The sequence below is a fragment of the Pseudomonas sp. B21-032 genome (genome assembly GCF_024748965.1).
Classification (GTDB): Bacteria; Pseudomonadota; Gammaproteobacteria; order Pseudomonadales; family Pseudomonadaceae; genus Aquipseudomonas.
Genome location: NZ_CP087180.1, coordinates 2,210,461 through 2,228,680, shown reverse-complemented (window position 1 = coordinate 2,228,680; position 18,220 = coordinate 2,210,461). Strand labels below are relative to the sequence as shown.

At 60.0% G+C, this 18,220-nt stretch carries 16 protein-coding genes; 7 read left to right on the top strand and 9 right to left on the bottom strand.

All coding sequences use genetic code 11. From position 1 onward, the window contains the following. Positions 1-80: 80 nt before the first annotated feature. The 8 genes from LOY54_RS10255 to LOY54_RS10225 form a co-directional block, all read right to left on the bottom strand. The gene (locus tag LOY54_RS10255; protein ID WP_258610302.1) at positions 81-653 is read right to left on the bottom strand and encodes a hypothetical protein; all 573 of its coding nucleotides are present in this window, start codon (positions 651-653) and stop codon (positions 81-83) included. 33 nt (positions 654-686) lie between these two features. Beyond that, entirely contained in the window at positions 687-3,254 is a 2,568-nt protein-coding gene (locus LOY54_RS10250) for a fimbrial biogenesis usher protein (RefSeq protein ID WP_258610301.1), read from the bottom strand. Between the two features lie 31 nt (positions 3,255-3,285). Beyond that, the gene (locus LOY54_RS10245; RefSeq protein ID WP_258610300.1) at positions 3,286-4,002 is read right to left on the bottom strand and encodes a fimbria/pilus chaperone family protein; all 717 of its coding nucleotides are present in this window, start codon (positions 4,000-4,002) and stop codon (positions 3,286-3,288) included. Between the two features lie 664 nt (positions 4,003-4,666). After that, positions 4,667-5,161, bottom strand: a complete 495-nt coding sequence (locus tag LOY54_RS10240) for a hypothetical protein (RefSeq protein ID WP_258610299.1) — start codon at positions 5,159-5,161, stop codon at positions 4,667-4,669. Beyond that, positions 5,115-5,282 carry a DUF1120 domain-containing protein gene (locus tag LOY54_RS27610; RefSeq protein ID WP_408980587.1) on the bottom strand — a complete coding sequence of 56 codons (168 nt, stop codon included), beginning with the start codon at positions 5,280-5,282 and terminating at the stop codon, positions 5,115-5,117. Before LOY54_RS27610 ends, LOY54_RS10240 begins: the two co-directional genes overlap by 47 nt. Before the next feature lie 365 nt (positions 5,283-5,647). Next, positions 5,648-9,292: a transporter substrate-binding domain-containing protein gene (locus tag LOY54_RS10235; protein WP_258610298.1), complete on the bottom strand. Its 3,645-nt coding sequence runs from the start codon at positions 9,290-9,292 to the stop codon at positions 5,648-5,650. Then, complete coding sequence (locus LOY54_RS10230; RefSeq protein WP_093384634.1) at positions 9,292-9,918, bottom strand: response regulator transcription factor; 627 nt, start codon at positions 9,916-9,918, stop codon at positions 9,292-9,294. Before LOY54_RS10230 ends, LOY54_RS10235 begins: the two co-directional genes overlap by 1 nt. Before the next feature lie 146 nt (positions 9,919-10,064). Then, on the bottom strand, positions 10,065-11,369 hold the full coding sequence (locus LOY54_RS10225; RefSeq protein ID WP_258610297.1) for an EAL domain-containing protein: 1,305 nt from the start codon (positions 11,367-11,369) through the stop codon (positions 10,065-10,067). A gap of 136 nt (positions 11,370-11,505) precedes the next feature. Between LOY54_RS10225 and LOY54_RS10220 the strand changes: the two genes are divergently transcribed. From LOY54_RS10220 to LOY54_RS10190, 7 genes are all read left to right on the top strand, one after another. Beyond that, on the top strand, positions 11,506-11,961 hold the full coding sequence (locus LOY54_RS10220) for a multidrug/biocide efflux PACE transporter (protein WP_258610296.1): 456 nt from the start codon (positions 11,506-11,508) through the stop codon (positions 11,959-11,961). A gap of 61 nt (positions 11,962-12,022) precedes the next feature. Continuing rightward, the gene (locus LOY54_RS10215; protein ID WP_045201546.1) at positions 12,023-12,688 is read left to right on the top strand and encodes a S24 family peptidase; all 666 of its coding nucleotides are present in this window, start codon (positions 12,023-12,025) and stop codon (positions 12,686-12,688) included. 113 nt (positions 12,689-12,801) lie between these two features. Beyond that, the gene (locus tag LOY54_RS10210) at positions 12,802-13,095 is read left to right on the top strand and encodes a helix-turn-helix transcriptional regulator (RefSeq protein WP_045201548.1); all 294 of its coding nucleotides are present in this window, start codon (positions 12,802-12,804) and stop codon (positions 13,093-13,095) included. A 99-nt stretch (positions 13,096-13,194) separates the two neighbouring features. After that, on the top strand, positions 13,195-14,484 hold the full coding sequence (locus LOY54_RS10205; RefSeq protein WP_258610295.1) for an FAD-binding oxidoreductase: 1,290 nt from the start codon (positions 13,195-13,197) through the stop codon (positions 14,482-14,484). Positions 14,485-14,496: 12 nt separating this feature from the next. Further along, entirely contained in the window at positions 14,497-15,054 is a 558-nt protein-coding gene (locus LOY54_RS10200) for a helix-turn-helix domain-containing protein (RefSeq protein WP_045201551.1), read from the top strand. A 23-nt stretch (positions 15,055-15,077) separates the two neighbouring features. Continuing rightward, the gene (locus LOY54_RS10195; protein ID WP_258610294.1) at positions 15,078-16,430 is read left to right on the top strand and encodes a glutamine synthetase family protein; all 1,353 of its coding nucleotides are present in this window, start codon (positions 15,078-15,080) and stop codon (positions 16,428-16,430) included. Positions 16,431-16,589: 159 nt separating this feature from the next. Then, positions 16,590-17,264 (top strand): polysaccharide lyase family 7 protein, encoded by a 675-nt coding sequence (locus LOY54_RS10190; protein ID WP_045201555.1) that lies wholly within the window; start codon positions 16,590-16,592, stop codon positions 17,262-17,264. Here the strand turns inward: LOY54_RS10190 and LOY54_RS10185 are convergent. After that, positions 17,236-18,129: a LysR substrate-binding domain-containing protein gene (locus LOY54_RS10185; protein WP_258610293.1), complete on the bottom strand. Its 894-nt coding sequence runs from the start codon at positions 18,127-18,129 to the stop codon at positions 17,236-17,238. The genes LOY54_RS10190 and LOY54_RS10185 overlap by 29 nt on opposite strands. Between the last annotated feature and the right edge of the window lie 91 nt (positions 18,130-18,220).

Sequence of the window (18,220 nt, the reverse complement as noted above, 5' to 3'; positions counted from 1 at the left end):
AGGGCTGTTCCTTACGCTTGAAACCACCGCATCAGTTCCTGGCATTCATTCTCCGTAGAACAGCGCGGCCAGCACCCAGCTCAGTAAGTCCGGATCTGGAACGACAGATTGGCCTCCAGGGTCTTCGCCTCGCGGGTACGCAATTCGGCGACCGGCACCACCGGCTGGATGTCCACCTGCAGCGACAGCGCCGAACCCGTCGTCGGCAAGCCGCCGCTGACCGGAATGATCATGTCCCCCGGCACCACATTGATCGCTGAGCTGTAGGCACCCGGCGCCACCCCGGGCGACTTGACCTGGGCCAGATCGACACTACGTCCGTCAAGCAAAGCATTGCTCAAGACCACGCGAGTCCGCCCCTGTCTGGCGAACTTGAAGTCCGCCCCTAGCTGCTCGCCCCGTAGTACCAGCAGCAACTTCGAAGGTTGCGGGCAACTGGCGTTGAGGCTGATGCTGCGGTTACCCAGGTCATGCAGGTTGCCGGTATTCAGGGCAACGTTGGAACTGGGCGGGATGACCTGGCCGAAGTCCATCTGCGACTCGCTCAGGTTGATCCGGCAATCGGCGGCCAGCACCTGCTCGCTGGCCAAACCGGCGCCCATCAGCAATGCCCCCAGCGAAAGTGCCCTGAGGCCCGATATGTAAGTGTTCATACGCTTTCCTCGCCCCGGCATGGGGCTGTTAAATCAGCTCGCCGCACAGGTGGCATTGGCAGTCTCGAAATACACGTTCAGGTCCGCTTGTTCCGGAAGGCTGAAATGGATCACGCAGGAGGAGTTCTCCGAGGTGTGAATGTTCAGCGCCTCGGTCAATTGCCCATTGCTCAAGAACACCTTGCCGTCATCCACTACGGTGGTAACGAAGTTGCCCTTGGCATCGAGCACGGCCAGCCCTTTGCTCATCGGATTACCCGCGGCATCGGTCACCCGCAGCAAGGCACGGCGTGATTTGACCACTGAGAAGTCCAGCTTCTGCACCGATCCCCGGCCCGCGGAAACTGCCTTGAAACCGTTGTTGATATCGACGTTGCGCGGCAGGCTCTTGGTCTCGATTTCCACCCGGGTGTTCTGGTAGGCATTGAGCTGCGGGATCACCGCATTGCCCCACGGGTCGGTCCACACCGGGCCGCTCGGCGTGCTCAGCTTGACCCCGCCGACATCGCCGACCTTGGCCACGCCAAAGGTGTCGGTCAGTGCGTAGGGCGACAAGGTCACGCCGTTTTCATGCACTGCCATGCCGCCACGCAATTGGCCGCTGTAGCTTGTGCTGTCAGTGCCGTTGCGCGCGTAGCCGAGGTTGACCTGGGCATAACGTGGGATAAGATTGAGGTTGCCGGAGAAGTCCTGTTCCTTGCGCTCGGTGTTGCGTTCAGCACTCAGCCGATAGGAGGCAAAGTCGTTGCTGTTGTCTTCGTAAGTCGTACCAAATCGGGTATTGCCATTGCGTTTGTTGGCATAAGCCCGCACATTGCGCTTGCCGCCCAGCGGCACGCTGACCGTCAGGAACATGGCGTTGCCGTCGTCGCTGGAGGAACGCCGTCCCCTGAACAATTCATCCTCGTCGCGAATTCCGCCCAGAGAGCGCTCGACGTTGAGGCTGACCGTCGCATGATTGAAGGTTTTCACCCAGGACGCATTCAAGTGGCGGTTGCTACGCCCGTCAAAGGTAGTACCGGCCGAGTAACTGGTGACCAATCCCCCCATCACATCATCGCTCCAACCCAGGGAAACACCGAACTGCTGCCGGTTCAGGCCATCGGTATAGCCAGGAGTCTGTTCACGGGTGGTATCGAGCAGTTCGCGATAACCCTCGGTCTGCCGGGTAACGTTGACCCCGGCACTGATTTTCTGGGTCAGGCTGGTACTGAGCGAGATGCTCGCCTGGGTACCGCTCTTGCCCTCTTCGCCAGCGTTGGAAAACGTGTTCTGCACACTCATCCAGGTGTTCGGCGTCAGGCTCGTATCCAAAGTCCAGGCCGCGCCGCGATAGTCGTTGTCACTGAGCATCAGCCCCGTCGACAGCTTGTTGGTCGGGTTCAACAGCCAGCCCCCCGTGCCGGTCACAACCATCGGCGACTGCATATCACGGGTATCAAAAGTTCGCACCTTACCGGCGGCCACCGAGTAACCTGGCTCACTGAGCGAGACCTGGGCGAGTGACGCAGCGGGAATGGTAAAGCTGCGCTCGGAGCCGTCGGCTTCGATAACCCGAACTTCCAGGTCCGTGCGACCGTTCAATAGCTGGACGTTCGGCAAGCTGAAGGGCCCGGCAGGTACCAGGCTGGTGTGAATCAATGCACCGGCTTGGCGAACTTCTACCCGCGCCGAACTCTGGGCGATACCCTCTACGGTAGCGCCGCCCAGCCCACGGCCTTGCAACGCCGCTTCCGGGATGACCTGGACACCGGTGATTGCCGCACCTTGGAATACCGAGTTGCTGATATTTATTTGTCCCGCTTGCAGGGTCGACTTGAGCGGCACGAAGGTTTTCTGCGCATAGGTGTAAAGCGATTGGAAGTTACTCGCCTCGTTTTGCATCGAGTACGACTGGCGGCTGCGCACAATCCAGTCGCCAGCATTGAAACCCAGCTCTGTATTGGTCCCGTAGTAGCTGCTCTGCCCGCCAGAGAACTGGTTGTTCTGCCCCAGCACTTCATAGTTGAACAGCCCGGCGGTGCCGCCGCCCTGATAGATGCCCAAGTCTTCACCGACTGGCCTTAGGGCATCGCTGCTGACCAGCAAGGCTACTTCTTCACGGTTCGGGCGCAACTGCACTTCGGTTTGTGGATAGGCCGCAACAAAGTCATAACACTTGGTATCCGCAGGCGATTGCCTCTTGTCCAGCCAGTACTCGTCCCCGGGAATCCGCAAGTTGGCCTGATCCAGCAGCGCTTGATCGAAACACAGCGCGCCCTCAGTATCGAACTGCGCGTCAACGTTGCCACGTGGGCTGCCATTGACCTGCAAGCCCACTCGGCGCCGTCCCTCGGAAAAACGCGGGGCCTGGCTGAAAAACTCCGCCACCTTCGGGTCAAGGCCACGACTTTTCAGCATACCCAAGTCGAACGATGCCAGGCTCGGTGCATCCTTGAGTGCCGCACGGCCCGCCGAGGCAGCCTTACTCTCTTGCGCAGTAAACGCTATCAGGCCGGTAATTATTACCAGCAAGGGTTTGGCTCGGAAAGCTGGTATCGGTGCAGGGAAGCTCTGCGCACTCCCTCGGCGGGAATACGCCTTTGTTGGTCGCAATATCATGGGATACACCACTTGTAAGGTCGAGCTGGGATCACTTCGTCTTAAGAGGTGCATCGAAAGGCTGGGCGGCAAAGCCGTAGGTGGTGGCTGGATAGATCCGTATCTTGGCGTCAGCCGCCAAGGTAGTGCCGGAGGGTAGTTCAAAGTGGTGGGTCTGCCCCGGCAGGATATAAGTAGCCGGCAACTCTAAGTTGAGGTCGGCCGGCATCACGCTAAATGCCTGGTTGAGCCGCACCACATAACGACTTTCGTTCTTCACTGTCAGTTCGCGGCCGTTGAAACTCCAATCCAACAAGGTCCAAGGGTCCTGCTTCTTTGGCAGATCCCCAGGACTGATCAGCACCGGCAGGTTTTGGCGCACCGTGACTCCGATTGTCGCCTTGGCACTAGGGTCGGCCTGTGGGATACCTTCGAAGCTCACGCGCTTGAGACGTTGGGTGGTGATCGGCTGGCCCGACTGAACGATAAAACGAACCAACTGCTTTTCTCCGGCCTCCACCCGTGCCACGGGCGGACTTACGACCAGTAGGCTGTCTGGATCTTCTGGCAAATTTTCCAGCGAGGTGTAGAGCAACATTGCTTTGTCATCGCTGTTTGTGACATTCATAGTGCCTTCACCATCGGCGACATTGACCAGTACCACGGTGGATTCGGGTACCATACCAGCGGCCTGGGACAAACTGCTGAGAATAGCCAAGAGTGCGGTCGAGAAAAACAAAACTTTGCTCTTATAAAAAATACGAAACATAGTCAACTCCAGTACATTTAATTCGCACTTACCCCTTAGACCTCAAGAGACAGAACCAAGAAAGAGGTAACCTAATAAAAACAAAATCCATAACATACCTCACACAGAGCGCAATATAAGCACCTCTATCGCAGGTAGTTAACGGTCATTATGAAAATAACTTTCAAGATCAGCTTCAGTGTTCACACCCGAACGTTGAGTGGAATCAATCGTCGTGACCACACGAACAGTGCCTGAATACGTCGAACAAGCTCCCGACATCAATGTGCCGACCGGCGCGTAAGAATGCTGTCTACTTCCATCACTCGGAACTGTCGCGACAGCAGCGCGACCCCACTACACTTGTTTACCCCCAATGCCTGAGAACTAGAATATTGAAGAGTGGGGGCATAAAGGCAGACGAATCAGTCCAAATATTTGTAGGAATTTTCCTGCTCGCAGGCTGTGCGCCCAACAAACTACTAGCCGCCCATGATTCCTACTCTGCAAGCAAACCACAGCGAAGTTTAACAGCCCCCTTAGCGCGCCATCCTGCCTTATGCATAACTGCATGGCTATTTCCGTCTCTAGCAGAGTACCCTGAGCAATGGTTATCGAGAGTGTAAAAAACTGAAACAGCCAAACATATTGCGCCCCTAAGGGAGCGCAATATGAGCGCTATCCACTACAGGTAGTTGACGGTCATAGTAGAGAGGCCATCCAGAGTGATTTCGGTACTCATGTCCAGATTTTGAGTGGGATTAATAGTCGCGGTCACACGAATAGTGCCTGCATACGTCGAATAAGCTCCCGGCACCAACGTGCCGACTGGCGCGTAAGAGTACTGTCGAAGTCCATCATTCGCAACTGTCCCGGCAGTAGCGCCAAACCAAGCATCTGCGGGAGTATTTTTCTGGATAACGGCTACAGGATTACCATCCGCGGTAGTACCAGCAGTCACATTAGCTATAATGTAACGTCCAATATTAACTCCTTTGTGGGAGCCCAATCCGAAGCGATTGATGTTAGGACCATCTACAGTGCCAGCACGAGCATCAGCCCACGTCGTGGAGATAGAAACAGGTGCATTACAAGTAATTGTGTAACCGACATCCCGCGAAGCCAACACCGTCTCAGTAGTCTGCCCCAACGTTGCCGGAGGCAATAACACCATAGTCAACCACCGCACCGCCGACAAATACAGGAGTGCAAGCACTTGGCGCAATAGTACCGATCACACGCAGGTCCGCATTATCCGCAAATACGCTAGTGGCACTCAGCAACAACACAGAACCCAACATTACTTCCCTGGAAAACTTCATCGCACATTACCTATTAATAAAAATCAAAAATAAAACAGGCACTGAGACCAAGGTAGCTCACGACATTCACTTGCTCCCTATTACCTGGGAACAAGAATATTGATGAGTGGCGTTTGAAAGCAGACGAACAAGCCCAACTATTTGTAGGAAATTTCCTGCGATCTGAATGAACACAAATAAGGCCCGGAGCGTGACCTTACAGATAGCGCCAAGACATTGTTCGCTATTCGCCGTAGCCTTATAGACAGAGGGGGATTTAAACAAGCATTGTTCAAAACACTTGGCCGTTGCGGCCCAGCCATTACACGTATTCGAAGTACCAAACCAACGTCCGGCACTTCATTTCAGCGAGTCTCGACAGCCCCGTTGTAATTGTTCAAGGCCGTCGCCAGCACTGACATTTCCTCTCTCAGAGCCGCAGTCGCCCGCCGTAAAGTCTGTTCCTCAACTTTTGTCTCACAGGAAGACTCCAACTGCTCGCAGGCCTGGATCAGGCGTCGAGCCTTGACGATGCGCGCGCCGCCTTTGACCTTGTGGGCCAGCTCCAACAGTTCCTGGCAATCCTGTGGAAAGCAGCCCTCGGCCAGGCGCGCCATGTCTTGCTGGTTGCTCACCGCCAGATCGTTGAGCAGCTCACGCAAGGTTGCCTGATCGCCCCGTACGAGTTTTTCCAGGGCGCTAAAGTCGATGTCGTCGGCCTCTGGTGCAGTCGGCTGATCGCCTGGCTCCTGCGGGGCAATCGACTCGAAGCGGTCCAGGCGCTGCTTGAGCAGTTCCAGGCTGATCGGCTTGAACAGGCAGTCATCCATGCCTGCCTCAAGGCAACGGAGCTTTTCATCCGGTTGCGCATTGGCGGTAAAGCCGATGATCAGGCAATGCGCGAGCCCGCGTTCGGCTTCCTCGGCGCGGATGGCCCGGGCCAGGGCATAGCCGTTCATGATCGGCATATTGCAGTCGGTGATGACCACATCGAAGCGCTGCTGGCGCCACGCCCGCAGCCCGTGGGCACCGTCTTGCACCGCGACCATCTCGTGGCCCAGGTAGCCCAGCTGTTTGGACAGCAACAGGCGATTGGCCGGGTAGTCGTCGACCACCAGGATCTTCAGTTGCCGCTGTTGCGCCTCGTCATCTGCAACAGGCTCTTCAGGGGGCAGGGGTTCAAGGATAGGCACCTGCAGCAATACGTCGATCCGTGTGCCCTGCCCCAGCACACTGTGCAGGTGCAACTGGCCGCCCATCATCTCGCACAGGGTGCGGCTGATGACCAGCCCCAGGCCCGAGCCGCTGCGCGCGGACTGGTTGTTGTTACTGGCCTGGGTGAAAGGGTTGAACAGATTCTGCTGGTCCTCGGCAGAAATACCCTGGCCACTGTCCTCCACACGCACACGTATCGACAGCTGTTCAGCGGGGCTGTTGTCCAGCACCTCGAGCAGCAGACGCACCTCGCCTTCGGCGGTGAACTTGATGGCGTTGCTGACCAGGTTGGAAATGACCTGCTTGAAGCGCAGCGGGTCGATCGACACGTCACAATCGGCACGGGCATCGAGCGCCAGTTCCAGCTTCAGGTGCTTCTGCTGCGCCAGGCCTTCGAAGATCCGCGCCACCGACTGGGTCAGCTCGGTGAGATTGGCCCGGCCGGGGCTCAGCGAGAGCTTGCCGGACTCGATCCTGGCAATGTCGAGGATGTCGCCGATCAAGTCGAGCAAACCGTGGGCGGCCCCCGACGCGACCTCGATGGCAAAGCGATCGAGCACACCCTGGTCGGATTTTTTCAAGGCCAGTTCCAGCATGCCGATCACCGCATTCAACGGCGTACGGATTTCATGGCTCATGGTGGCCAGGAAGGTGGTCTTGGCCCGGTTGGCTTCCTGGACCATTCCCAGCAGTTGCTCGCGCTCACTGATGTCGATCCAGCCGCCGATCATGCCGGTGATGGCCCCGTCACTGTCCTTGTAGGGCAGCATCCAGTGATAGATCGTCAGGCGCCGCCCATCCGGCAGCACCAGCACGCGATCCTGTGCCTTGGCCACATCGTCACGCAGCACTTGCAGGTATTCGCCATGGTAGGCAGCGGCCTCGGCGCAGTCGACGAACAGCTCTTCAGTGATGCGCTTGCCCTGCACTTGCTCTTTACCCAGGCCCAGCACTTCAAGATAGCTGACGTTGCAGGTCACCAGGCGCCCCTCGAGGTCACGCACGTAGATCGGGTGCGGCGTTCCGTCGATCAGTACCCGCATGAACTCCAGCTGGTTGCTCAGTGCCCGCTCGGCCACTTCGCGCCGGTGAATCAGGCGGCGCAGGTAGGCGATCCAGAGGATCGCCACCAGTAACAGCACACCGGCAATAAAGAAGCCCTGGATGATCGCGCTGCGATTGCGCAGCCAGAAGTTGTCGTCGATCACCACTTCGCTGCGCCAGCGGCTGGTGATCTCGGCCATTTCTTCCGGTGAAATGCTCAGCAGCGCCTTTTCCAGAATGGCATACAGCTCGAGGTCGCCGCGATTGGTGACGAAGGCAAACCTGGCCGGTTCGATGCCCACGGTGCTGCTGACCTGCAAACGGTCGCGGTACTGGCGCGAGATCATGTAGCGGGCGCTCAGTAACGAGTTGGCGCCGGCATCGACCTCACCCTTGGCGACCATCGACATGACCTGCGCGGCGTTGTCGGCATAGACGATCTGAATACCCGGGAAATTGCTGATGATGTAGTCGGTGAGGAACACGCCACGAATGATCGCCAGGCGTTTGCCTTCCATCTCGTCCAGGGTCGCCGGGCTCCCGGGATCGCCGCGGTTGATCAACACATAGGGTGTCGACAGGTACGGCCGGGTGAAGCGCATCTGCCCTTCGCGCTCGAAACTTGGGGTCAGGGCCGCCAGCAGGTCGACCTTGCCGGTATGCAGGTTGTCGATCTGCCGGGCCATCAAGGTGCCACGCACCACGTCGAATTTCAGACCGGTACGCAGGCTGACCTTGGCCAGTACGTCGGCACTGACACCGCGCAGCGCGCCGTGTTTGTCGAAGAACGACAGCGGCAAGAAGTTTTCCATCGCCGCCACGGTCACCCGCGGGTGTTTTTCCAGCCAGCGTTGTTCCTTGGGCGTCAGGTTCAGGCGATTTTGCCCGGCAATGTTCATCTGCGATGAGCCCCAGCGGCGCAGGATCGCCATGCGCTCGCCGATCGGAATCGCCGCGATCGCCGTATTGATGATGTCCAGCAGCCGGGTGTTGCCAGCAGCCAGGGCAAAGGCAAAGCGGCTGCCTTCAAGCCGGGAAAAATCCGTGAGCTGGACGTTGTTGAGGTAGTTCATGCTGATCAGGTAGTTGGCACTGATCGCATCGCCCAGGTAAGCGTCGGCCTTGCCAAAGGCCACTGCGCCAATGGCACTTAGCGTCGAAGGATAAAGCTGCAGTTGGGCATCGGGATAGGCACGTTTGACCTCCTGCGGCGGCAGGTAGTGGTACAGCATGGAAATCTTTTTCCCGGCCATGTCCCCCGCAAACCCCGAGTCACCCTCACTGCGGGTGACGATGATGGGTTGATCCTGCGCATAAGCGGCCGTCATCAGCAACTCGGGGTCCGCCGCTTCAAAGCCGTTGGCGGTGGCCAGCAGGTCGATTTCCCCCGCTTTCAACGCGCCGACGACGTCCGCCCGGGATTTGAAGCGCCGCACCTGCACCTGGACATGCAGCAGTTGCGCCAGCAGGTCCATGTAGTCGGCGGTCAGCCCTTCGTACTCGCGCCCGTTGCCCGTCACGTCGAATGGCGGGTAATCCGGTGCTGAAACCCCGAGGTAAAGCGTGCCTTTTTTGCGCAACCAGCTCCAGTCCGACTCACTGAGGCCGACCTGGTGCTCGCCCAGCCGGGAGCGCCCGAACAGTTGCAGGGTGTCTTCTGCTGGCTCGTCGCCGGCAAAGGCCGTCACCCCTTCAACTACCATCAACAGGCCCGTCAACAGCGCCAGGCACACGCGCAATGAGTACTTCATCAGATCAGGTTGTTACGTTTGGCCAGCTCCGACAGGTGCACCAGGGAACTGAGGTTGAGCTTCTCGATCACTCGGGCTTTATAGGTGCTGATGGTCTTGTTGCTGAGCAGCATGTCTTCACCGATCTGCTTGTTGCTCAAGCCTTTGGCCAACTGCTGCAGGATCGACAGCTCGCGGTCGGAGAGGCTCTGGATCAACGCCTGCTCCGAGGCATCGACGTCTTCACGGCGCACCGAGTTCAGGGTCAGGTCAGGGAAGAAGGTATAGCCCGACTTGATGGCATTGATGGCGTTCACCAGTTCATCCAGGTCATCGGCCTTCGACACATAGCCGGCTGCCCCGGCTCGCATGCAGCGCATGGAGAAAAACGTCGGCGACAACGAAGTCAGGACCAGCACTTTAACCGGCAACTTGAACGCCGAGATTCTGTTCAGGGCGTCCAGGCCATCAACACCGGGCATGGCGATATCCAGCATGACCAGGTCCGGCTGATGCTCACGCACCAACTGCACTGCCGATGCGCCATTGTCGGCCTCTGCTACCACTTCGTACTGTTCCTGCTTCAGAATCATTCTTACGGTCGAACGAATGAACGGGTGATCGTCAACAATCACGGCTTTCAACATAGGTCCCTCTGGAATACTGGAAATTAAACTAACGAAAATGCGGCAGAAGAAGATCGCGAGCTGAGGCGATAAACACAGTGTGTCGGTCTACAGCTTTTAGCATAAGTGCGTTGCGCACGCCTTTAATTCAGCGCTGTTGGCGCAGGCTAGAGGTCGTCCTGTGCAGCAGTGAATGGCGCGGGCAGCCACGCCAGCAGTTCATGCGACGACATTGGCTGGGCATAGTAAAAACCTTGCCCTAGTTCACAGCCCATCTCGATCAGTGCACGACATTCTTGCTGACTACTTACCCCTTCAATGACCAGTGCCATGTTCAACGCGCGGGCCAACGCCACGGTGCTGGCAATCACCGCTTTACTGCGCGGCGCCTGAAGACTGCAGACAAACTCACCGTCCAGTTTGATCTCGGTGAACGGCAACTGACAGAGCAACTTCAACGACGAGTAACTGACCGCAAAATCATCAATCGACAGGCCGCAGCCCATGACCCGCAAACGCAACAGGTTCTCCAGGGTCCTGGGCGGCATCTCGAGCAAGCCGCTCTCCGCCAGTTCGAAAGTCAGGTCTGCAGCCGCCACCCCGTGGCGGCGCAACGCTTGGCGGATATGGTCGATAAGGCTCGCGTCGGCCAGTTGTGAAGCATGCAGGTTGAAGGACATTTCCAACGGCCGCCCCTCCCGCTGCAACATGCTCATCAGGCTTAGGCCCTGCTCCAGCAACTGTTTGCACATTTCGTCGATCAGGTCGTAAGCCAGTACCGCCGCGAGGAAATCCCGGGGTAGCAGCGATCCCTTCGCAGGGTGTTGCCAACGTGCCAACACTTCTGCCCCGGCCACCTGGCCAGTCACCAGGTGGAACTTGGGCTGAAAGAAGGCCCGGAACTCGCCCAGCGCCAGCCCGCGACGGATGTCTTCTTCGTTGGGCAAGGTGCTGCTGGGCAGCGGCGCAACGCTCGTGGCCGGTTGCTGGCGCTTGTAGCCTTGCAGAATCTGTTGCAGCGCTTTGGCCTGGATCGGCGTACTCAGTGTGCCCAGCAGTTCAAGCCCGGAAAACCTAGTCATCTGCTCGATTGCCCGGCGCAACTGCGGTTGAAAATCACAATAGAGAATCACCGCCCGGACCAACGCGAGCTGGCTTGCGCAGTTGAGGAAATCGAGGCAGTCCATCCCTTTGTGGGCAAGATCGCACAGGGCTACGTCCACTGCGCCCTGCCTGTGCATCAAGGCCAGTGCCTGCTCGCCACTGCTGGCCTGGACGATATCGCCGACACCCAGTTGCTGTAGCGCAGAAACTACCGCGCTGCGCTGAACGGAATGTTTCTCTAAAACCAGAATACGCAGTGAGGTCATCGTTCGTCTGCCACTACCATGGAGCCAGGAGACGGCATTTTGTAGGCAGACAGCCGAATGCTGAGCAAGGAAGTTCTCAGGTATTTGTAGGAATTTTCTCAAGCAACCGAGGGGTCAGGATTGGCTATGCTGGGTTTCCGCACCTGCAATCCATCGCTTTTTACGATGGAACCTATTTTTTAAATAAGCAAAAAAACGATGAGGATGACCTCACCGAAACACACCTTCAGGTGACGTCATGAAACTGCAAGCCTCCCAGAAATCCTTTGCTGAACGCATCGTCCACGCCGTCGGCTTCGAACTGATCGCCGTGCTGATCTGCGCGCCGATCGGCGCCTGGCTGCTGAACCGCTCGATGCTGGAAATGGGCGCGCTGGCGGTGATGCTGTCGACCGTGGCGATGATCTGGAACATGCTCTACAACGCGGCCTTCGACCGCTTCTGGCCGGTCAGCCAGGTCGCGCGTACGGTCAAGGTCCGTGCCCTGCACGCCGGCGGCTTTGAAACCGGCTTTGTGCTGATCGGCGTGCCGATCGCGGCGCTGATGCTCGACGTGTCGCTGGTGCAGGCGTTCTTGCTGGAGATCGGTTTCTTCGCCTTCATGCTGCCCTACACCATGGCCTACAACTGGGCCTACGACCTGCTGCGCCAGCGCCTGTTGAGCGCACCGGCAAGCGTAGTACGGGTGCAATAATCGCGTGAGTACCGCCGGGCCCCTCTTTAGCATCGAGCTAAATAGTGGCATTCTGCACCCCATGGATATCTACGCGATTCGCAAGCACAACCTGCTGCAGTTGCTCGGCACCCAGCGCAAGGCCAGCTGTGCCGAGCGCTGGGGCATGAGCCCGGCGCACCTGAGCCAGATCCTGTCGCTGCGCACAGAAAAAAACCTCGGCGATGAAGTGGCCCGGCGCATCGAGCAGGCCGAGCGCCTGCCTGCCGGCTGGATGGATGTGCTACAGGGCGAGGCTGGTGTACCGGCCAGCGGCGAGTTCGTCAGCATCGCCCACTTCGACATCCGCGGCTCGATGGGCAACGGCAACACGCCGCCGGCCCATGTCGAAGTAATCCGCGACCTGACCGTGCACCTGGACTGGCTGCGCGGCCAGGGCATCAGTTTTTCTGCCGCGCACAACCTGGCAATCATCAGCGGCGATGGCGACAGCATGGCCGGCACTTTCAACGACGGCGACCCGCTGCTGGTCGACCGTGGCATTCACGAGGTGCGCAGCGACGCCATCTACGTGTTCAGCCTCGACGGCGACTTGTTCGTCAAACGCCTGCAACGCCTGACCGATGGCGCCTTGCGGATGATTGCCGACAATCCGCTGTACCCGCCGGTATTGATCGAAGGCGCGGCGCTGGAAAAACTGCACATTCATGGCCGGGTGCTACTAGTTTGGAACGCACGAAGAGTATGATGGCAAAACAACCGACCGCCCTGGTCGGTTAATGGACACTAGACAACAGCAGTAGGATGTAGCGATTCCAGCAACGGATTGCTCGACCGAATCCGTGTGACTGAGATCGAATCATGAGCGGTAATCTGTGGGTGTGGGAAGAAGAAGAGCTGCTGGCAATGCGCAGGGCATTTGCCGCACTCAAGGCCGGGCAACCCCAGGCAGAGCGGGTGTCGCAGCGGCGCATGGCCGCCGAGATGGGCGTCAGCGTCACCACCCTGAATGCCTATATGACCGGCAAGCGGGCGCTGGACGTCAAGTTCGCGCTGATGTTCGAACGCCTCACCGGTATCCCCACGCGCAGCTACAGCCCGCGCCTGGCTGACGAGATCGCAAGCCACCGGCACCATCACAAACCTGCGGTCTAGAGCCTGCGCGCCATTGAACGCTGAGCCTCGCTTGGCCTCGTGAAATTTATCTGGTAGTTTTTCATGAAAAAATACCAATAAAAATTCATGAGGTCCGTCGTGTTCAAGCAATCCGCCCAGCATGTCGCCAGCTATTACGCCCAGACCTACCCCGCCGCCATCCCTCTGCGCCCTACCCTGCAGGAACGCCTGGACACCGAGGTGCTGATCATTGGCGCCGGCTTCAGCGGCCTGCACACCGCCCTGCGCCTGGCGCTCGCCGGCAAGCGGGTGACCCTGGTGGAAGCCAGCCGGGTGGCCTGGGCGGCGTCCGGGCGCAACGGCGGGCAGGCGTTGCTGGGGTGGTCGTGCGACATGGCGCCGCTGGAAAAGGCCCTTGGCCAGGAACGCGCACGGCGCCTGTGGGACAGCATGCGCTGGGCCGCCAGCGAGCTGCGTGAATTGCCCGAGCGCCACGGTTTTGCCGTCGATTACCAGCGTGGCAGCCTGTGGGCGGCGGTGCTACCGCGACGGGTGGCCATGCTCCACGAGGCCAGGCACGAAGCCGAAACTAAATGGGGCTATGACCCGTTGCGGGTGATCGAGCGCGACGAATTGCCCGAATGGATCGGCAGCCCGCGCTACCAGGCCGCGCTGTACGATGCCGAAGGCGCCCACCTCAACCCGCTGAAACTGGCCCAGGGCCTGGCCAGCGCCATCGAAGCGGCCGGCGGGCGGATCTTCGAGCAAAGCCGGGTGCTCAGCTACCGCGATACCCCGGCAGGCTTTGTCGCCCGCACTGAAAAAGGCGAAATCCGCAGCGACGTGCTGGTGCTGGCCTGCAACGCCTACATCGACCAGCTTGACCGACCACTGTCGCAGCGCCTGCTGCCGGTGGGCTCCTATCAGGTGGCCACCGCGCCCCTGGACCCGGCCCTGGCCCGTTCGCTGCTGCCGCGCAACAGCTGCGTGATCGACAACCAGTTCGTCCCCGACTACTTCCGCCTGACCCCGGACCAGCGCCTGCTGTTCGGCGGCGGCTGTACCTACCTGGGCGGTATCCCCAAGGACGTTGCCGCCGCCACCCGCCCGGTGCTGGAACGGGCCTTCCCGCAGCTACAGGGCGTGGCGATCGACTACGCCTGGGGCGGGCATATCGATTGCAGCCTGCGCCGCACCCCGGACATCGGCCGTCAGGGCCAGCGCTACTGGCTGCAGGGCTTCTCCGGGCATGGCGTGCTGCCGACCCTGGCCGGCGCCCGCGCGGTGAGTGATGCGATCCTTGGCAACCACGATTTGCTGGCGTTGTACCAGGCCATCGACAACGGCCGTTTCCCCGGTGGCGACCTGCTCGCCGCGCCGCTGGAAGCTGCCGGCAAAGCCTGGTACCGCCTGCGCGACACTATTTGAGAGAGCCCCTTTATGGACATGCAGGAAGAAATCGAAAGCCTGGCGATCCTCATCCGCGACCTGCGCAAGCACCGCAACCTGACCCTCGGCGAGCTGGCCGAACGCATCGACCGCTCGGTGGGCTTTCTGTCCCAGGTCGAGCGCGGCCTGTCGCGCCCGACCGTGGCCGACCTCACCGCCATCAGCGAAACCCTGTGCGTGCCGACGACCTACTTCTACAACCTGAGCAAGCCGCGGCAAGTCGACTGGGTCACCCGCCCCGGCGAACGGCGCACCCTGTACTACGCCGCCGGAGTCACCGACGTGCTGGTCTCGCCCAAGCTCAACGGCGGTTTCTCGATGCTCGAAAGCCACCTGGCGCCCGGCGCCAGCAGCGGTGACGGGCACCTGGACGACAGCTCCGAGCAAGGCGGGTTTGTCCTTGAAGGCGAGTTGAGCCTGTGGCTCGATGACGCCCCAGAGCCGGTCACCCTGCAGGCCAACGACAGCTTCCAGTTGCCGGCGCACAGCCAGTTCCGCTACGCCAACCTGACCGAACACAGTACCCGGGTGCTCTGGGTATTCCGTTGAAACCAAGCGCAGGATCGCACGTGATGACAACAATAAAAGACTGCCCTGATCTGCTTAGTGAAGTACGCGCATTTCGCGCCGAGCATCCTCAGGTGCGTTATGTCGACCTGATCAGCCTGGACATCCCCGGGCACTTTTATGGCAAGCGCTACCCGATCGACATGCTCGAAAAAGTCGCCGCCGGCAGCGCCCTGAAACTGCCGCAGAACTGCGTGCTGCTCGGTGTTCAGGGCGGCCTGCACCCGATCGGCGACTACTGCTTCAACGACGGCGACCCGGACGCGCCACGGCGGCTGATCCCCGGCACCCTCAAGCCGGTGCGCTGGGAGAACCAGCCGCTGGGGCAGATGCTGATCAGCTCTGACGGCACCGCCGCGCCGATCGAGTTCGAGCCCCGAGAAGTGCTGGCGCGGGTGCTGCAACGCCTGGAACGGCGCGGCATTCGCCCGGTGGTGGCCTTTGAGCTTGAGTTCTACCTGTTCGACCGCGCGCTCAAAGACGGCCTTCCGCAGTTCCCCCGCGACCCGTTCAGCGGCGATGCCGATGACCAGCCGAACATGCACATCGAGCGCCTGTCGCGCTACTCCGACGTGCTGCGGGACATGGTCGAGGCCGCCAACGAGCAAGGCGTGGACGCCAACGTCATTACCGCAGAACTGGGCCCTGGGCAGTTCGAGATCAACTTCGGCCACTGCGACGACGGCCTGCGCGCCGCCGACTGGGCCGCCCTGTTCGCCCGCAGCACCCGTGGCGTGGCGCTCAAGCACGGCATGCGCGCCAGCTTCATGAGCAAGCCCTACCTCGACGCGCCGGGCAGCGGCATGCACGTGCATGTCAGCCTCTACGACCAGCAGGGCAACAACCTGCTGGCTGCCGACAACCAGCGCCCGCTGCGCCATGCCGTGGCTGGCTGCCTGGAGTTGCTGCCGCAGTGCATGCCGATCTTTGCCGCCAACCACAACGCGATGCGCCGCTACGGCGCCATGGTCAACGCTGCCAGCCGCGCCAGCTGGGGCTTTGAAGACCGCGACGCGTGCATCCGCATCCCCGAATCGGACCCACGCAACCTGCGCATCGAACACCGTCTGGCCGGCGCCGACGCCAACCCATACCTGGTGCTGGCAGCGATTTTAAGTGGCATGGAACACGGTTTGGAGGCCGGCAAAGAGCCGATTGCGCCGCTCAACGAAGACCGCAGCAGCGGCATCGACTTTCCCAAGGACATGCTCGCGGCGGTGGCGGCCATGCGTCATCACCCGGTGGTCAATGAGCGGTTGGGCAGTGAGTTCGTCATGGTCTATTGCGAGAACAAGAGGCAGGACCACCTGGCGTTCATGCATGAAGTAAGTGCGCGGGAGTATCGCTGGTTTCTCTAGACTGCGCCGGCCTCATCGCGGGTCTCGACTTGATCCGCGATGGGGCTCGAAGCCGAGCGCAGTTTAGCTATTGACGAAATTTTAGCTTGCAGCTAAATATTAGCTCAAGCCCACATTCATTTAAGAGAGGGCCCACACCGAAAACCGAAGGAGAAACCCATGAGCGTCAACATTGACCGCCTAACAATCACCACCCCGGTACCCAAGTCCACCAGCGACCCCACCGCCCTGGAACTGACCGGCGCCCAGGCCCTGGCGCAACTGCCGAAAATCATCGCCAGGCTCGACGACGGCTCGGTCCGCTTCACCGCCCCAACCAAGGGCGCGTCGAGCAAAAGCACCCACCGCACCCGCTGCGAATGGAAAGAACCGACCTACTGGTCGCTCGCCAGCGCCAGCAAACACCACAACCACCAGAGCATGACCCTGAGCAAGGTCAACGCGGCGCAGAAGGTGGTGATCTCGCAACTGCACGTCAAAGACGACGACAGCCCGGTGGTCAAGGTGTTCTGGAACAAGGGCAAGCTCACCTATGGCTTTCGCCGAAGCTACAACCAGAGCGCCCCGGCCAGCGTCACCCTGCTGGCCAATGTGCCGCTGGGCACCGCGTTCGAGATCATTCTCGATGTCACCGCCAAAGGCGTGGTGACCCTCGCTGCCACCTGCAAGGGCAGCACCGCCAGCAGCGGACCATTGCAGATGGATGCCAGCTGGAACAGCCGCACCTTCAACTTCCACGGCGGCGTCTACAACCAGGTTGATTACAGTGACGACACGCCGGCCAGCGACGGCTCGGTCTGCATCATCAGCGCGCTGGCGCTGGGTCACCATTAAGCCCTGAGCCCTCTGCCAGGCACTGCTCAAGCCACTGGCAAAAGCTCACAGTCAAGGCCTCCCCTTCACTGTTACGGTGCACCAGCCACGCCCACTTGGGCCCGCGCACAGTCTGCTCGGTCAGCGCTACCAGGTTGCCTTGCGCACGCGCCTGCCCGGCCAGCAAGCCACTCACCAGGGCAATGCCCAAGCCCTGGCTGGCAGCGTCAAGCAACTGCCCGGGGTCGGAAAAATTCAGGCCCTGCAGCTGCTGCCCCACAGCCTCGCCACCCTGGGTGTGCCAGTAGCTCCAGTCCATTTCCCGCTCGCCGTGCAGGGTGGTCCGCTGCGCCATGTCAAGGTCCAACAGGCGTGGGTGACAGGCCGGGTACAACCGGTCCTGCAACAACACCCGAAAGCTGCAATCGGCCTGGGCGCTGATGTCGTCGCGCACGGCAATGTCGATGGTCTGGGTGGTCATGTCGGGGATTTCATCGCTGGTGAACAGCCACAGGTCCACCTCCGGGTGCAGCCGATGAAAGTCGCCCAGGTGCGGCACCAGCCAGTGCCGGGCGAATGCCGGCGTGGTGTTGACCACCAGTTGGTTGGGCTTGCGGTACTGCTCCAGGCGACGGATGCCAACGGTCAGTTGCTGCAGCATCACCTGGGTGGTGCTGAGCAGGTCGTGGCCGGCATCGGTGAGCGACACGCTGCGCCCTTCGCGAAAGAACAGCGGTTGCTCCAGGTAGTTTTCCAGGCTGCGGATCTGCTGGCTGATCGCCGATTGGGTCAGGTGCAGCTCTTCGGCAGCCTTGTGAAAACTGCCCAGGCGCGCCGCCGCTTCAAAACCGCGCAGCGTGTTCAGAGGTGGCCAGTGTTTCAGCATGATTGATAAGCCCAGCTAATCATATATCGGCAAAATCCATCGTTTGTTCAGGTTCAGACCCCAGTTATAGCATGGACACCCCGGCAACCTT

Bases quoted from the DNA above. Each gene is read 5' to 3' on its own strand.
- LOY54_RS10255 (WP_258610302.1), bottom strand. From the start codon at position 653: ATGAACACTTACATATCGGGCCTCAGGGCACTTTCGCTGGGGGCATTG.
- LOY54_RS10250 (WP_258610301.1), bottom strand. From the start codon at position 3,254: ATGATATTGCGACCAACAAAGGCGTATTCCCGCCGAGGGAGTGCGCAG.
- LOY54_RS10245 (WP_258610300.1), bottom strand. From the start codon at position 4,002: ATGTTTCGTATTTTTTATAAGAGCAAAGTTTTGTTTTTCTCGACCGCA.
- LOY54_RS27610 (WP_408980587.1), bottom strand. From the start codon at position 5,282: ATGTTGGGTTCTGTGTTGTTGCTGAGTGCCACTAGCGTATTTGCGGAT.
- LOY54_RS10235 (WP_258610298.1), bottom strand. From the start codon at position 9,292: ATGAAGTACTCATTGCGCGTGTGCCTGGCGCTGTTGACGGGCCTGTTG.
- LOY54_RS10230 (WP_093384634.1), bottom strand. From the start codon at position 9,918: ATGTTGAAAGCCGTGATTGTTGACGATCACCCGTTCATTCGTTCGACC.
- LOY54_RS10220 (WP_258610296.1), top strand. From the start codon at position 11,506: ATGAAACTGCAAGCCTCCCAGAAATCCTTTGCTGAACGCATCGTCCAC.
- LOY54_RS10215 (WP_045201546.1), top strand. From the start codon at position 12,023: ATGGATATCTACGCGATTCGCAAGCACAACCTGCTGCAGTTGCTCGGC.
- LOY54_RS10210 (WP_045201548.1), top strand. From the start codon at position 12,802: ATGAGCGGTAATCTGTGGGTGTGGGAAGAAGAAGAGCTGCTGGCAATG.
- LOY54_RS10200 (WP_045201551.1), top strand. From the start codon at position 14,497: ATGGACATGCAGGAAGAAATCGAAAGCCTGGCGATCCTCATCCGCGAC.
- LOY54_RS10195 (WP_258610294.1), top strand. From the start codon at position 15,078: ATGACAACAATAAAAGACTGCCCTGATCTGCTTAGTGAAGTACGCGCA.
- LOY54_RS10190 (WP_045201555.1), top strand. From the start codon at position 16,590: ATGAGCGTCAACATTGACCGCCTAACAATCACCACCCCGGTACCCAAG.
- LOY54_RS10185 (WP_258610293.1), bottom strand. From the start codon at position 18,129: ATGCTGAAACACTGGCCACCTCTGAACACGCTGCGCGGTTTTGAAGCG.